The sequence below is a fragment of the Pantoea sp. EKM20T genome (assembly GCF_011800485.1).
Classification (GTDB): domain Bacteria; phylum Pseudomonadota; class Gammaproteobacteria; order Enterobacterales; family Enterobacteriaceae; genus Pantoea; species Pantoea agglomerans.
On the sequence record NZ_JAALFW010000005.1, the window covers coordinates 280,993 to 296,334 of the forward strand.

Annotated in this window: 12 protein-coding genes and 1 tRNA gene; 6 read left to right on the forward strand and 7 right to left on the reverse strand. The window is 47.9% G+C overall.

Annotated elements, in window-relative coordinates; translation table 11 throughout:
- The first annotated feature begins 399 nt into the window (after positions 1–399).
- Together HFD94_RS11620 and HFD94_RS11625 are read left to right on the forward strand one after the other, a co-directional pair.
- Positions 400–801, forward strand: coding sequence for a DUF2382 domain-containing protein (locus HFD94_RS11620; protein WP_010251609.1), 402 nt, complete (start codon positions 400–402; stop codon positions 799–801).
- A gap of 16 nt (positions 802–817) precedes the next feature.
- Positions 818–1,813, forward strand: a complete 996-nt coding sequence (locus HFD94_RS11625) for a YsnF/AvaK domain-containing protein (RefSeq protein WP_052271154.1) — start codon at positions 818–820, stop codon at positions 1,811–1,813.
- Positions 1,814–1,917: 104 nt separating this feature from the next.
- Here HFD94_RS11625 and HFD94_RS11630 read toward each other — a convergent pair whose 3' ends face one another.
- Both HFD94_RS11630 and HFD94_RS11635 read right to left on the reverse strand, forming a co-directional pair.
- Positions 1,918–2,586, reverse strand: a complete 669-nt coding sequence (locus HFD94_RS11630; protein WP_122889233.1) for a bifunctional 2-polyprenyl-6-hydroxyphenol methylase/3-demethylubiquinol 3-O-methyltransferase UbiG — start codon at positions 2,584–2,586, stop codon at positions 1,918–1,920.
- A complete protein-coding gene (locus HFD94_RS11635; protein ID WP_122889234.1) occupies positions 2,583–3,596 on the reverse strand; it encodes an HNH endonuclease domain-containing protein in 1,014 nt (337 codons plus the stop codon). Before HFD94_RS11635 ends, HFD94_RS11630 begins: the two co-directional genes overlap by 4 nt.
- Positions 3,597–3,973: 377 nt before the next feature.
- On the opposite strand from HFD94_RS11635, the gene HFD94_RS11640 reads away from it, so the two are divergent.
- The 4 genes from HFD94_RS11640 (at position 3,974) to HFD94_RS11655 (ending at position 6,328) form a co-directional block, all read left to right on the forward strand.
- Positions 3,974–4,435: a hypothetical protein gene (locus HFD94_RS11640; RefSeq protein WP_167433144.1), complete on the forward strand. Its 462-nt coding sequence runs from the start codon at positions 3,974–3,976 to the stop codon at positions 4,433–4,435.
- A gap of 29 nt (positions 4,436–4,464) precedes the next feature.
- A complete protein-coding gene (locus HFD94_RS11645) occupies positions 4,465–4,851 on the forward strand; it encodes a hypothetical protein (protein WP_158149597.1) in 387 nt (128 codons plus the stop codon).
- Positions 4,852–5,000: 149 nt separating this feature from the next.
- Entirely contained in the window at positions 5,001–6,032 is a 1,032-nt protein-coding gene (locus HFD94_RS11650) for a DUF1176 domain-containing protein (protein ID WP_167433172.1), read from the forward strand.
- A gap of 211 nt (positions 6,033–6,243) precedes the next feature.
- Positions 6,244–6,328 (forward strand) — tRNA-Leu (locus HFD94_RS11655).
- A 209-nt stretch (positions 6,329–6,537) separates the two neighbouring features.
- Here the strand turns inward: HFD94_RS11655 and HFD94_RS11660 are convergent.
- From HFD94_RS11660 to HFD94_RS11680, 5 genes are read right to left on the reverse strand one after another with little or no spacing between them, the layout of a single operon-like run.
- Complete coding sequence (locus tag HFD94_RS11660; protein ID WP_167433145.1) at positions 6,538–7,611, reverse strand: Shedu anti-phage system protein SduA domain-containing protein; 1,074 nt, start codon at positions 7,609–7,611, stop codon at positions 6,538–6,540.
- Positions 7,612–7,642: 31 nt separating this feature from the next.
- A complete protein-coding gene (locus tag HFD94_RS11665) occupies positions 7,643–10,777 on the reverse strand; it encodes a type I restriction endonuclease subunit R (RefSeq protein ID WP_167433146.1) in 3,135 nt (1,044 codons plus the stop codon).
- Complete coding sequence (locus HFD94_RS11670) at positions 10,777–11,964, reverse strand: DUF4268 domain-containing protein (RefSeq protein ID WP_167433147.1); 1,188 nt, start codon at positions 11,962–11,964, stop codon at positions 10,777–10,779. The genes HFD94_RS11665 and HFD94_RS11670 overlap by 1 nt, the downstream gene beginning before the upstream one ends.
- Positions 11,957–13,333: a restriction endonuclease subunit S gene (locus tag HFD94_RS11675; RefSeq protein WP_167433148.1), complete on the reverse strand. Its 1,377-nt coding sequence runs from the start codon at positions 13,331–13,333 to the stop codon at positions 11,957–11,959. The genes HFD94_RS11670 and HFD94_RS11675 overlap by 8 nt, the downstream gene beginning before the upstream one ends.
- The gene (locus HFD94_RS11680) at positions 13,323–15,032 is read right to left on the reverse strand and encodes a type I restriction-modification system subunit M (RefSeq protein ID WP_167433149.1); all 1,710 of its coding nucleotides are present in this window, start codon (positions 15,030–15,032) and stop codon (positions 13,323–13,325) included. Before HFD94_RS11680 ends, HFD94_RS11675 begins: the two co-directional genes overlap by 11 nt.
- Positions 15,033–15,342 lie beyond the last annotated feature (310 nt).

The following is a 15,342-nucleotide window of genomic DNA, read 5'->3' on the forward strand; positions in this document are numbered from 1 at the left end:
TGTTATTATTCTGTGAAGTGATTAACTGAAGGCAGTAATAAGCACATCCCGCGGAAACATTATTTAATATCCTCACGATGTTTATCAGGAATCGTCCTGGTTTAAATTAAAGTTACCGCTTTGCTTATAGCGTGTTTTCTAAGCGCTTGCGTCTGGTCTGGTAATATTTACCTGCGAAATCATCTTAATATAACTTAATGTATTTTAGTTATTTTTTATTTTTATCGTAGCGGTGATTTAAGCCAGATTGCTGTTTTTTGATGCGGTTTTTTGTACCGTAATTAAATTGAGTTAGCGGAATTTTTTATTATTCCGGCTTGCGAAATCAGCCAGAGTGTTCATGCTTAATCACTGTGTCAGGCAGTTGTGGCAGATATTTAATTTAACGGGAGCGATATTATGGCTGGACAGCCAGAGCACAATAATAATGCAGAGGTCACGCTTAAACTCGCTGAAGAGCAAATAGCCCTGACGAAGCAAAAGATTGTGGATGGACATGTCCGTGTTACCCGTTCCACAACTGAGCATGACGAGGTCATCAGTACACTGCTTAACCGGGAGAAGGTTGAGGTTGAGCATGTAGCGAAAGCGCAACCCGTTGAAACGATGCCCGAAATCAGGGAAGAGAACGGTGTACTGATTGTCCCGGTAGTAGAGGAAGAAATCCAAATCGTCAGAAAGCTGGTGCTTAAAGAGGAGATCCACATCCGAAAAGTGCAGGAGAATGTTCCTTTTCAGGAAGTGGTGACCCGACGTGAGCAGCAGGTGAACGTTGAAAGAGATGACGATCAAATTAGCTAACAGAGAGGAACCTATCATGGCACATGAAAAAATCGTAACACTGTTCGATTCTGCAAATCAGGCAGAGGCCGCGAAAAGAAATCTCGTGAAAGCAGGCTTTTCTGATCGGGACATCAGTCTTATCAGTGGAGAACGTTTACAGGAGGAAGGACACTCTATCCGCCATCCAAGCATCTGGCAGCGTCTGTTTGGTCACTCCGTTGATAAAGAGCAGGCCGATGTTTACACCAGAGCGATGGACAAGGGCGGCGTAGTGCTGACCATCCGCACCGAAGAGGAGAAGCTGGCTCGCGCCATGACCATTCTCCATTCTCATGACTCGGTGGACGTTCCGTCACGTATGCAAAGCTCAGTTGAGAATGGCACCACCGCGCCGGGCATCAACCCGACGACGGCAGGCAAGCAGTTTGCCGGTGAGACCAACGACCGCCAGGTTGAACCGCGACGCACCTCACTGACCGGTGATGAGAGCGAAGCTGACATTCTGCGTCTTGCCGAAGAGCAGGTGGAAGTAGGTAAACGTCTGGTGAGCGAAGGCTCCACCCGCGTACGCCGCTATACCGTGACCGATACCGTATCTGAAGACATCTCGCTGCATGAGCAGCACGCTGACATCTTCCGCCGTTCGGTGAATGAACCCGCGCTGGCTGGTGAAGTGGACTGGTCCGAGAAAACCGTCGAGGTCGCTGAGACCCATGAGCAGCCGGTAATCAACAAAACGACCCACGTGAAAGAAGAAGTAGTGGTACGTACCGACGGCAGCGATCGTACCGAGACGATTAACGACACGGTGCGTCGTCAGGAAGTGGATATCGACCATGCACGAGGTGGTCTGGAGCGCGAACTGCCGGGTACAACCGCAGGGGTAAAACCTGCGACCGCCGCAGCAGGCACGCAGTCACCAGGTGCACATAACCGTGACCACAAAGAGAGCCTGACTGAGAAGGTGAGTGAGAAAGCCAGCGAAGTGAAGGATAAGGTCGGGAACAAACTGCACGACCACTCGCATTGAGGCGCTTATCCTGACAACAACAGGCGCTGATGGGCACCGCTGATGCCCGATGCTGAGCATGCAAGATGCAAGAAGGGGCCAACCGAGAGGTTGGCTCTTTTGCGTTATTTTTTCCTGATAATCGCATTCAGCCAGACTTCGTCGCCGCGTCCCGCTCGTACATCACCGGTCTGCCAGGTTTTTTCTGTTTCAATAGCGAACCTGTTCCCCATTATGCCCTCAGAGCCAGCCTCTCTTTTTATCCCTATCTTATTTGTAGTCAGAATGTCACCGCCGAGTGTGTTTACCCCATCTATGAGTTTCTGTAATCCAGCCACATCCATATCTGTGAATCTGCGTCCGTCCTTTTCCCGTTCGCCGCGGCCATATTTAAAAGAGAGATACCCTACGCCGCAAGGCTTCAGCGCCATGGCCAGTTTTGTCATGACGCCGGGTAGTTCAGCTTCGGAAACATGCAGCAGCGAGGCGCAGCACCAGATACCGTCATATCTTTCAACCGCATCAACATCCTGAAAGCGCATCTGTTCTACAGGCTTTCCGGATAACTGGCGGGCCAGCGCAACCAGCTCCGCCGAGGCATCAAAGGCTTCGACGATAAAACCCATTTCGCTGAAGGCTTTAACGTCACGGCCTGAACCGCAGCCTGCATCGAGAATGCGAGCACCCGGCGGCAGGCAGTCAATAAAAGGCGGGTAAAGCGCAGACATATCCACGCTTACCGTATCGGTAAAAAACCGCTGAGCGTTCTGCCGGTAATAATCTTCATTGTTCAAAACAGGCTGTCTCCCTGTGCCGCTGGCTGCCATTCGTGGAGCAGAGAAAATTTTGCCGTATCCCAGCTGTTTTGCAGGAAGCGGTGCCGCAGCATCGGCGTTGCGCCGGTCTGGCGGATTAACGTCTCCCGCAGTGGCAGATGACTGTTAATAAAGTATTCGTTTCGATCATGCAGTCGCTGCAAAAGTGTTATTGAGGGAATACGTGCAAATTTACCCTGGGCACCGCGATTACAGGTCTGGCAGGCCAGCACCAGATTCCAGACGCCGTTGAGGTTGCCGATTTGCTCGCTGAGCATCAGCGGCAGAAAGTGATCGACATCCGCCAGGTTCTCTTCGCCACCCGTCACGCCAATGGCACGGAAGCAGTAAAAGCACCGGCCTTTCTGGTAGCCGTTCAGGCTGCTGCGGCAGCTGGTAATGGTGACGCGCCGACCGCTCTGGCGACTGAAAAGCATCTTGTCATTATCGTCATAATCAACCGCAATCAGGTTATGTGAAACGTTCATCGCCCAGGCTTCTTCTACCAGCCGCCATCTGGCATCCGTTTCCGCTTTCAGACTGGCAAACTGTTCGTTTTCCGTCAGCTGATAAAAGTTATCCGTAAGCCTAATGCCTTTATGGCTTCGCCGTTCATCCAGGAAAAAGCGTTTGTCGATCTCGGCGTGATTCACATTATGAAAAGCATCGATGACGTTAGCGAACCCGCGCTTAACGGTAATAGCAATTAACTGCTCTTCGCTGATTTCGCCTGCGTTGAATTGTCTGCATGCCTCCAGAAACTCGCTGCTTTTGCTGGTGATCTGCTTTGGTGCATGGCGCAGGTGGGCACACAAATGCCGCACAAAAGGCACGGCCAGCGCTTCCAGCGTAATCAGGTCGTTGTCCGGCTGCTTCAGGTCATAAAGCGCATGAGCAAGCGCAAATTTATAGGAGGCGACATTTTTGCCAAAAAGGATAACGCCGCGCCAGTAGTTTTCAAGGCGGGGATCGGCCTGGTAAAAGCGCATGCAGGATCCTGTTTTGCGAGACAGCTCGAAAAAATCACGTAACAGGATCACATAACAAATGCCGGTAAATGTAAACCGTAAAGGTGGGGAGGAGTTTGGGCGTTTCTAAGGGCGAACAGGCGCTGTAAGACAATCAAGACAACATCAGCTTGAGAGGTTAGTAGAGGGAGGATGCTCAGGCTAAAACGTTGGGCCATAGCCGGATTTATTCAGGCAACTCAGTTGTGCGGCAGGTGCGCAGCGCTGTCTGGAACTGGCACTCGTCAGACAGATCGTACTGCACTGAAAGATGATCGGGCAGTGCGGTAAAAACGGATAACGGCGTCATATCTTCTTCGATATAATCAGGAGCTATCCGAACAGGTCGGTTCATTTAAATGCATCAGTTTGTTTATTTTATTTTCTCACTGCTGTCGTTAGCTTTCTTCATTTTGCTCATCTGGTATTGCTTCAAGCCTTTGCCCTTTAAAAAAGGGCTCCCTCCTTCTCCTGGCGAGATGAAAAAGATATCGGCTAACACTCCGATATTGAAAAAATTGGGCATGAACACGGAAGATTATTACTATGACAGCGACTTCCTGTATCAGCAGCGTGAAGGCGAAACACTTTGCAAAGTTCCGCTGGAAAATATTATCAGGATAAAAGTCACCGGAACTGAAGTCAGCAGTCGCCGGGTATGGCTGGTTCGTTATGTCACCGGGTCTTATAGCACCGAAAGGGAGTTCAGAGTCCTGAACAACTACACCCTTTTTAATCGGGATTTTGCCGGTTTTCTTGCCGCCGTGAAAGAGGCCAATCCAGCGTCCGAGGTGCAGGAAATGACATTAGGGCGACTGTAAATTGGCAGGATAGCGCGGAGCGCTTTAGCATGAGCAATGATATGGAACCCTCAATGGCGGACGTTATCGCTTTTGTCCGCGATTTTTCAGGATGCAGACGTGAAATAATCGATGAAAATACCTGGCTGGAAAAGGATCTGGGGATTACCGGCGATGATGGTGTTGAATTGCTGGAGGAGGCCGAAAAAGTTTTCGGCGTGAGCTTTTCTGCAGAAGAAGGTGGTTTCAGGAAGGCGTTCTCTCTGAAAGAAAACGAATATCTTTTCCATAGTGAAGGCATCGATTTTTTTGGCATTGTTTATCTTTGCAGACGACTGCGCGGTATTCCTGCGCCTGTCATCCGCGATCTCTCTGTCGGCCAGCTGCATAGCGTGCTGGTTGAAGCGCTTAACAAAAAAGAGAGAGTTACACGATAGGCGCATCGCCCAGGACGGGGCGTAGCCTTTTTTCAAAGCCTGGCGGCGATTAACAATAGCTTTGGGTTCCTTCACACCGATGGTGAAAGAGTGATACCTGTGCTGATATCAGAAATACAACCTGAGGGAATAAAGTGAACTGTAAACCGATGCTTTTCGTGCTGGCGACGCTCTCCCTGTCGGCTCAGGCCGCCCAGAGCGGAAAAACGCTTGAGCACAAAGACTGGGAAGTTGTCTGTGATAACACCCTGACCTGTCGCATTGCGGGTTATGCCAAAGAAGAGGATCCATCCGGCTCCATCCTGCTCACCCGTGCCGCTGGACCTGGAACGGAGACAGTGGGAGAGGCGACGCTGGGCGACACCGAAGATGACAGCAAACCGGCGGAAAAGCTGACGCTGTGGATAGACGGGAAATCAGCAGGTGATCTTGTCGCGGCTGATGACAACTGGCGGCTTTCGGCCAGCCAGACCTCTGCGGTAATCAGTGCCGTCAAAGGTAACGGTAAAGTCGAATTTAAAGGCGGAACAAAGCCTTTCCTGCTTTCCGGCGAGGGCGCTTATGCCGTGCTGCTGAAAGCGGACGACGTACAGGGCCGTATCGGCACGCCAGGTGCGCTCACCAAAAAGGGCAATAAGCCGGAAAGCAGTGTAGCTAAGGCTGTACCCGCACCGGTTATTCAGGCAGCGAAAACCCTCAGCGGCGAACCCCGTTTGCTGACCGCTCCGGAAATGGACGCGCTGAAAACCCGACTGCTTTCAACGGTCAATCATAATGACGATGACACGTGCGACAGCCTGTATTCACCTGCAGAAAACAGCGATCCGGAAACCGATGGACTCACACTTACGCCACTGGACGACAGCCATGCTTTGCTTTCAGCGCTCTGCTGGCGAGCCGCCTATAACGAAGGATATGGCTACTGGGTCATTGATAACCAACTCAAAGGCAAGCCTGAGCTGGTGACCATTTCCGGGTCGGATTATGACAAGGGCGAGATTACCAGTGTGCAGAAAGGGCGCGGCATCGGCGACTGCATGAGCCAGGAGAGCTGGGTATGGGACGGCAAGGCTTTCCGCAAAAGCTACGACGGCGGGACCGGCATGTGCCGTTATATACATGCGGGCGGAACCTGGGATTTGCCTACGCTGGTAACGGATGTTAAGGCTGTTTCGGGTTAGAGCTTTTGATATGCCAGTGAAACATGATGGCTGAAGCGACTGCTTTACAGCGGGCGAGGGTGAGAGAGTAATTTCTGACAAGGATGTAGGCAGGTGAACCTGAGAACCCAAAAGACGTTTTTTTCAGCAGTTGCACCTCTGCCTGCCGATAAGGGTTGCGGAAACAGGGGGTAACGGTATAATCCTCAACGTTTTCCGCATACCCTTCAGTGCCGAAGTGGCGAAATCGGTAGACGCAGTTGATTCAAAATCAACCGCCGCGAGGCGTGCCGGTTCGATTCCGGCCTTCGGCACCAGGTATGGAAATTAAAGTCGCTCAAGGGCGGCTTTTTTTGTGTCTGGGATTTATGACACAAAGCTCTTTGTGGCATTTTTTTCAAAAAAATTATTAGGAGCCAATCTACATAAATTCGTTTACGCTAAAATAACCATTTATGAATTCTGATTCTATCATCATGTCTCCCTATTACCATTTTAACGGATAAATGAATCTGAAACAGGCTACCTAATATTTATTGATTAAACTATCCCAGCTTTCTAACCTGATAGGTGGAGACGAAGTGACCTCTACATTATGGCGCTGCTTACTTTCTTCAAGATCATTGATAGAGCGACCAGCAATCACAACACTTCTGATATTTATATCTTTATCGGGGTCGACGGACAACTTACCTCTGGGGCCAACCAATGAAGTTTTAAAGTAACTTTTATTTTCAATGCTTTCTCTAACTTCATGGAAATAATTTCTATATTTAGGATAATCTCGATAAACAGCGGTTATTCTATCTCTTACTTGTTGTATTGCCTCATTTGTCTTCTGCGACAAATTACTATAACCAGATTGGTTCATAAGGTTAAAGTTTGCACCTTTTATTTCTATGAAAGTAACATCCATTCGTGAACGACCAGACAGAAGAACATAATCAACAAAACCATCAGCAACGCTTAGTTCCGGTATGATAATATATTCCTCAGTTGGTTGTGCGTAATATTTTGCAAAAAAAGACAAGTCTCTTTTTAAAAAATTAGCCAGCTCACGTTCACTTGGGGCTGAATGAATGAAGTCTAATATTTCGTCCTTTTTTATAGAATTCTCTGCTAATTGGAGTCGTTTAGTAATTACATTGCTATCTTCAACATGAGTTTTTTTTGTGAAAGGATAGATCTTATTATGAAGGTTTTCTATTTGTTTAAAAAGCCTTTTATTTTTTAATGTCTTGTCAAGTAATTCCTCATGAGAACAACTAAACAGTGCCTGTGTTTTGTTTAATGTTGTTTTTTTCCATGACGGATAATTTTTTTTGTCGAAGGTAACAATATCAAAAGTACCATAACCTGAAAAATGTTCTTCATAATGCTCGATGATAACTGTGTTTTCATCTATAAAGCCCTTGTCGATTAGCTGTTCGCGGATATATTCTACAGAATTAGTTACACTGGTTGGGCCGCTTTTATCACCTAAGTCCGTTAGTAACGCAAATAGGTTATTATTATTAGCAAATATTCGGGTGCGACATAGTGCATCCTCTCCCGAAAAACCATTTATTTTGAATTGGAAAATAAAATCACTTACCTTCATTGCGCCTCCATATTGGATTAAATAGCACTGCCTAATTAGTCCAGCTGTTCGATACGACTTCAGCTTGTTTCAGTATCAGTTCAACGGCATAGGGTGTTTTGTCAGGCGGATACTTATACTTACGCAGCGTCTGACGTACCAGAATCCGTAATCTCGCCCGTACGCTTTCCCGAACCTGCCAGTCAACGGTCGTTGATTTACGAAGTTTCAACGTAACCTCGATAGCCAGTTTCTTAAGAACATCATCACCCAGTTCTCGCACTGCACTCTCGTTTTCCGCCAGTGCATCGTAGAATGCAATTTCGTCCGGGTTTAGCCCCAGCGACTCATCACGCGCCATTGCTTCCTGAAACTCTTTTGCCATCTGGATCAGTTCTTCAATGACCTGGGCAGTTTCAATGGCGCGGTTGTTGTATTTGAGCAGCACGGCTTTCAGGCGATCTGAGTATTTCTTCTCCTGCACCACGTTGTTTTTAGTACGGGCATGAATGCCGTCATTTAGCAGTTTCTCCAACAGTTCCACTGCCAGATTGCGCTGCGGCATTTCACGCACTTCTTCCAGAAACTCGTCTGACAACAATCCGATATTTGGCTTTCCCAGACCTGCCAGTGCGAACACATCATCTACCCCGTTCGCAACAATAGCGTTATCGAGAATTTTACCGAGTAGCGTATTTTTCTCTGACTGACTGAATTTCTTGTCGGTTGTTGTCAGCTTGATTATTGCCACTTTCACCGCAGACAAAAATGCTATCTCTTTCTGTAGAGATTGAGCTTCATCCAGTGTGCTGCATAGTGACCATGCTTTGTTCATTGCCAGCACAACATCAAAAAAGCGCTTTTTACCGTCATCAAGGCCCAGCACGTAGTCTGCGGCTTTGAGTAAAAATCGTTGGGGCATCTCTGCAAAACCGGTGTAATCAAACCCGGCATCGGTGGGTGTTTTAGCAAACATCCCATGAATTACATCCAGCTTTTCCAGCAGAATAGCGAAAGCTTCACGGGCATCGACAGTCGTCTGTCCCTTGCCTTTAGAATCGGTATAGATTTTCAATGCCTGTTTTAGTTCATTGGCGATACCGATGTAATCCACCACCAAACCGCCTGGTTTATCCTTAAAGACGCGGTTGACGCGTGCAATAGCCTGCATCAGGTTATGCCCGCGCATCGGCTTGTCGATATACATGGTATGACAGCATGGTGCATCAAACCCGGTAAGCCACATATCGCGCACAATCACCAGCTTTAGCGGATCGTAAAGATCTTTAAACCGTGCTTCAAGGCGTTTTTTAGTCTGCTTATTATAGATGTGAGGCTGGAGATTTACTTTATCGGAAGCTGAGCCGGTCATGATGATTTTGATTTCACCCTTCTCAACATCATCGCTGTGCCATTCCGGGCGTAGATCCACCAGCGCATCATACAGCTTAACGCAAATATCACGGCTCATGGCAACAATCATTGCTTTGCCATTCATCGTTGCGTTACGGGCCTCAAAATGCTGAACTAAATCGGCAGCCACCTGATTAATGCGCGGTTCAGAGCCTACCAGTTTTTCCAGGCGGCTCCAGTCGCCTTTGGTTTTCTCTTTCTGATCGGTCTCTTCGTCTTCGACTAGCTCATCCACCTGATTAGACAGTGTTTCCAGCTCTTCATGGTTGAGGTCAAGTTTTGCCAGACGTGATTCATAGTAGATAGGCACAGTTGCGCCATCTTCCACAGCATCCTGAATATCGTAGATAGAGACGTAATCACCAAACACTGCGCGGGTGTCTTTATCCTCGGAAGATACCGGTGTTCCGGTAAAGCCCATAAACGATGCATTGGGTAACGCATCGCGCATATGTTTAGCGTAACCGTACTTATAGGCGCCCGTTTCCCGATTCAGCGTGGCGTTAAGGCCATACTGGCTGCGGTGAGCTTCATCGGAAATGACGACGATATTACCGCGTAGATTGAGCGCCGGATGAGTTTGTTCGTCGTCCAGCGGAGCAAATTTTTGCACGGTGGTAAAAATAATTCCGCCAGATTCGCGGGCATTAAGCATCTCGCGGAGCTGGTCGCGATCGTTCGCCTGTAGCGGTTGTTGCTTAAGCAAATCTTGCGCCTGGCAGAACGTGGCAAAAAGTTGTCCGTCGAGATCGTTACGGTCAGTTACTACCACGATGGTCGGGTTGTTCATTTCCGCCTGTTGCAGCAGTTTACCAGCGTAGCAGCACATCGAAATACTCTTACCTGAACCTTGCGTATGCCAGACTACGCCCGCTTTTTTACTGCCTGGCGTGATGTTGCTGCGTAGCGGTACGTATTTACCAGTAGAGGCTACAATTGTCGCTGCCACTGCTTCACGCACTGCATGGAATTGGTGGTAAGCGGCAATCTTTTTAATCAGTCGTTTGCCATCGCTTTCATACAGAATGAAATAACGAATGTAGTCGAGCAGTAGTTCACGGTTAAAAAACCCTTTAATAACCGTTTCTAGCTGCCACTCAAATAGCGGTTTGTCGTCTTCATTGGTCAACGTTTTCCACGGCAGGAAGCGCTCTTCGTTCGCGGTAAGAGAGCCAATACGGGCGTTATAACCGTCGCTGACCACAAGCGCTTCGTTGCAGATAAACAGGTCGCTGAGTTCGTTTTTGTAGGTCTGAAGCTGATTGAATGCTGCCCAGATATCGGCATTGGCATCAACTGGACTCTTTAACTCGATTACCGCTACTGGCAGGCCGTTGATATAACTGATGACATCCGGGCGACGTACTTGCTTCGTTCCCTGGATAGCAACCTGATTGACCACCGTAAAGCGGTTATTCTTCGGCTGGTTAAAGTCCATCAGTAGTGCTTTATCGTGGATAACTTTATCGTCCTGCTTGTATTGCACCGGCACACCGTCTAGCAGCAGGTGATGAAAGGTTTTGTTACTGACGACCAGATCCGGACTTTGCGCATGAGCGATACGTAGTATCACTTCATCCAGCACGGCAACCGGGAGGTGTGGGTTAATCTTTTGCAACTGCTCCAGTAACACTGGACGTAAAAACACATCGTGGAACGAAGCACGCAGCGGATTACTGCCATCAGGCGCAATATCTGGTCCGTGCAGTACTTCCCAGCCCAATTCAGCAAACCATTGCAGGCTTTGCTGTTCTAAATCGTCTTCGCTCAGCATCAGGCTTCCTCTGTCTCGGTTTCTTCCATTTCTTCCGGCGCGTTTGAAATCTCTTTGAGCGCCATATTCAGTGGAGCAATAAAGGGAGCGAATGCTTTTTCAAACGCCGTAAGGTTTACCAGCAGCCAGTCGATCATTTCAGGCCAGTTAGCTTCATCAAGGCTGATAGCCGGGCTGGCATAGGAAATCCGACACGATTTTTTACCCTGCAAAGGATCCCATTTAAGCGCATGGCCAAACGCGTTTTCAATTACCTCTTTGCGCTCAAGCAGCCAGTTAAAAGCAAAGGTATTGCTCTCTGCGGAGGCTTTGGCAATCCACAGCTCAACCCGAATCTCTTTTTTACTGAAAATCAGGCTATAGGATACGGCGCTAATACCAGAACCTGCACTAAGCCAATGATCGGTGGATGGACTGATATTGTTATATAAGTTACAGGTGCTGGATTTGAGGCGCTCCAGCATCCTTGTCCAGAAGGCTTTTCGCATCAGTTGAACGGGTTTCACCCCGCCGCTAACAGATTGTTCTTCCGCCTCTTTTTGCGCCATGCCGATCATGTAGGATTCAGCTTCTGGCGTAGGAATCACCTGGCGGATATCAACGAATACATCGTCATTAAATTTATAAGGTTTAACCTTAAAGCACTGTACACGCAGACCAAACTGCATCAGCCACAGAGCGGTATTGGTCACCTCTTTGCTAAAGCTGGCCGCAACCATGATGATTCGCTGTGTACGGCTCTGGTTGATTAAAACTTCATCCAGCGTTTCATATTCGAGGAATTCAGCAAGCACTTCTGCCGCCGGACGATTTTCCTCTGGCTCGTATTTATCCAGATAAAGCTGGAAGATCTGCAGAATTTGCTCTTTGCGCACATTGGCACAATACCCGGCATATTTGAGCGCTTGCCAGACAACGTCGCGACCAGAATCATCAAGCTTGTTCTCAATGATCACCAGATTACCTTTTTTGTCTAGAGCCAGCAGGTCAAGGCGCTCTTTGGTATCGTCAAATCCGGCGAATTCTTTCTGTATAATCAGCAGCTCATCATCATTATCGCGAGTTAGCGCTTGTGGATTCTGCGCCAGCCATTCCTGCAGATTGCCCCTCTCGGTAAAACCCAGGCTGCTGAAAGAGACTTCCTGTAGGGAGTGCAGGCTGTTAGTGGGTGTATCGACTTTATACACTCTCCACCTCTCTTACTGCCTGCTCGGCTTCTGGCAGGGTGATTTCGCCAGAGAGGAGTTTGGGGAGAAGGGTGTCTCGGAGATTTTCAAGTACGATGTTTTCCTTCTCATTAGACTCAATCTTTGCCAAATAGTAAGCTGCCAAACTAGAAAATGACTCAATCAAAGCCTTTTTGGGAGCCATAACGTTTACTTTCTTCAGCTCGGATTGACGAATTCCAACCACAGTAGAACCTGTAGCTCGACCATTGATATCGTCTTTGACGCGAGCGCTTTGCAACCATAAATAAAGATAGCAACCCGATACAATATTATTATCGGCTCGAATTCCGTAGAGCCTCTGACTTAATAAATAATTAGAATTCTTTGCTAAGTATAGTAACTCACCGAGTGGAGCTTCTGAGGTCATCAAAATATCACCAGAAAGAAGCACATTTCTCATCCACTTTGTATATAGCTCTGCATCAACATATTTAATGGCGTCATGTCGTACTAATCGACCATTTTTTATGTTTTTTGCAGATATTGCTGGATAACCGTCTTCTGACCAGTCGCCCCCGAGTTTTTTTGGTGTTTTTCCTCTATGGTCAATTATCAATGAGGTTGCACTTTCTAATGGTAAGACATTCCACCCCATTGGGATTTCCCCTAGTTCACTATCCTGCATCGCAGACGGAAACAGTTCTGCCGTGGCTTTTAACACAGCATATTGCTCAGGATGCTCATGCTCAAAAACCACCAGAGCATCATCATCTTTTCCGGAGATCGCCGTCATAGCCGCAAGCGTCGCGTCCTCCTGTGAGCCGCCCGCTTCCAGCACAGCTATTTTTTCTTTTACCGGTTCAAAATCAACAAACCAGCTTTTGAACAGGGCTTGCGCCATTTGTTCGAGAATTTGGTTTATAACAAAGTTGTTTCTTATTTTATTATTTATATCAAATAATTCTGATGCTATCTTTCGTTGTCTACTCACATCAGTTTCAATCTCAATCTCAAAGGATTCTAGACTATTAATTGTTATTTGAGGTTGAGCGGAACCCGTTCTTAGTGAGTAAGTATCAGAAAAAAGCAATTTCCAGTATAGATAACCTTTATCAATAACTGTTTCATCACAGCTTATAATGATTGCCAGGTTTGTAATGGAGCAAAAGCTGGGACTCATTTTTATGTCACCAGTGCCCCCCGCGCCTCGGCATACTATTATGAGCTGCTCTTCTTTATACATATAGTCAGGAAGATAACCCACTACTTGATAACCACTAAAAACAGGGTATTCACCGTAGGATTGGATATCTTGCTTCCTAATGGTTTTCCCATATTTAAAAGTTGTAATATCCTTTAATTTGACTTTACGAAACTTAGAACTCATAACCCAGCCTCCCCAGATTCACCTTAATCTGCGCTTCCAGCTTCGAACTCTCTTCGAGTTGCTCTTTAAGCTGCGCAGTCAGTCGGGCCATCTTCTCGGCAAAGGGTTCGCCATCTTCTTCCTGCTCGGCAGCGCCGACATAGCGCCCCGGGGTCAGCAAAAAATCGTTTTTCTGGATATCTTCAATCGTTGCTGAGAAGCAGAACCCGGCCTCATCTTCGTAATCTTTATCCATCTGCCAGGAGTGGAAGGTATCAGCAATTTTGGCAATGTCCTCGCGGGTGAAATCACGCAGCACGCGGTCTTTCATATAGCCTATCTGGCGTGCGTCGATAAACAGCACTTCGCCTTTACGGTGAGCTTTACCGTTGCCGCCTGATTTATCTTTGGTCAGGAACCAGATACAGGCCGGGATCTGAGTATTGGTAAACAGCTGTCCTGGCAGCGCCACCATACATTCCACCAGATCCGCTTCGATGAGGTTACGACGGATTTCACCTTCGTTGTTGGTGTTAGAACTCATCGAACCGTTGGCCAGCAGCAGCGCCATCGAGCCTTTCGGCGCAAGGTGATGGATCATGTGCTGCATCCAGGCGAAGTTGGCGTTGCCCTGCGGTGGAGTACCATATTTCCAGCGTACGTCGTTTTCCAGCTTCGCGTTCCACCACTCTTTCATGTTGAATGGCGGGTTGGCCATCACAAAGTCGGCGCGCAGATCCGGGTGTTGATCGTCCAGCAGGGTATCAGCGTTTTTGGCACCAAAATTAAAGTCAATGCCGCGAATGGCCATATTCATCGCCGCCAGCTTCCAGGTGGTTGGATTGGATTCCTGGCCGTAAACGGAAATATTGCGCTTCTGCTCGGCGGCGTTGTAGTTCTTCTCGCCGGCGTGCTCTTCAATAAAGCGGTCGCTGGAGACGAAGAACCCGCCAGAACCCATCGCCGGGTCATACACGCGCCCGTTGTAGGGCTGCAGCATTTCGACAATCAGGGTCACGATACTTTTAGGGGTATAGTACTGGCCCCCCTGTTTGCCTTCCGCCAGCGCAAACTGCCCGAGAAAATATTCGTAAACGTGGCCGAGAATATCTTTGCTTTTTAAGCTGAGTTTCTCACCGTTGTATTCCGGGTTGCTGAAGTTAGCATCAGAGAAGGTGTTAATCAGACCAGTCAGCACTTCATTGCCCAGTTGGTACTGACTGATGCGGTTCAGAATACCTTTTAATTTCAGGTTGGTTTTTTCAATTTCATCCAGCGCATTGTCCACCAACCAGGAAACAGAACGCAGCTTGACCTCCTGCCCGGTCGTTTCATCCACCCACAGTACCGTGCCGGTCGGCAGCATGGCTTTGTTTTTCAGCATTTCCCAACGGGCAGCTTTCGGTACCCAGAAAACATTTTTCTCGGTGTAGTAATCTTCAATTTCCAGCTCGTCCCGGATAGCCTGGGCATATTCTTCATCAGAATCGAAATCATCGCGCGACATGGCATAAATGTTGTCAGGATTGCCGACATCTCGAAACAGGGTGATCAGCTCTTGCTGGCGAGCCTCAAAGGCATCTGAAACATACTTCAGGAAGATGAGCCCCAGTACCACATGCTTGTAGTTGGCGGCATCCATGTTGGCGCGCAGCTTGTCAGCCGCCTTCCAGAATTTGTTATCCAGCTCAGTAAGAAACTGTCGTTCAGGGTTGTTCATGAAATCCTCGGGGTAGATCGTAGCGAAAAGCAGTCACGCTTATTACAAATGCAGATTTGGAATGCAGTTCGCAAAATGATACCCGGAACGACAATCATTACAAACGCCACCGCATAAAGAAGTTTGCATTTGAGAGGTGAATAATAGGAAACTAAACCGCCGTTCCGTATGCGACTTCAGCCCTTGTGACTTGCAACCCAGCTCATTCTTTGAGCATCCAGGCCAGTCCTGTGGCATCGAAACGATAAATTTGAAGAATGTTAAAAGTGGGTAGCCGCGCGTCGATTTTGATTAAAGGTAATCAAAATGT

Bases quoted from the DNA above. Each gene is read 5' to 3' on its own strand.
- HFD94_RS11620 (WP_010251609.1), top strand. From the start codon at position 400: ATGGCTGGACAGCCAGAGCACAATAATAATGCAGAGGTCACGCTTAAA.
- HFD94_RS11625 (WP_052271154.1), top strand. From the start codon at position 818: ATGGCACATGAAAAAATCGTAACACTGTTCGATTCTGCAAATCAGGCA.
- HFD94_RS11635 (WP_122889234.1), bottom strand. From the start codon at position 3,596: ATGCGCTTTTACCAGGCCGATCCCCGCCTTGAAAACTACTGGCGCGGC.
- HFD94_RS11640 (WP_167433144.1), top strand. From the start codon at position 3,974: ATGCATCAGTTTGTTTATTTTATTTTCTCACTGCTGTCGTTAGCTTTC.
- HFD94_RS11645 (WP_158149597.1), top strand. From the start codon at position 4,465: ATGAGCAATGATATGGAACCCTCAATGGCGGACGTTATCGCTTTTGTC.
- HFD94_RS11650 (WP_167433172.1), top strand. From the start codon at position 5,001: ATGCTTTTCGTGCTGGCGACGCTCTCCCTGTCGGCTCAGGCCGCCCAG.
- HFD94_RS11660 (WP_167433145.1), bottom strand. From the start codon at position 7,611: ATGAAGGTAAGTGATTTTATTTTCCAATTCAAAATAAATGGTTTTTCG.
- HFD94_RS11665 (WP_167433146.1), bottom strand. From the start codon at position 10,777: ATGCTGAGCGAAGACGATTTAGAACAGCAAAGCCTGCAATGGTTTGCT.
- HFD94_RS11675 (WP_167433148.1), bottom strand. From the start codon at position 13,333: ATGAGTTCTAAGTTTCGTAAAGTCAAATTAAAGGATATTACAACTTTT.
- HFD94_RS11680 (WP_167433149.1), bottom strand. From the start codon at position 15,032: ATGAACAACCCTGAACGACAGTTTCTTACTGAGCTGGATAACAAATTC.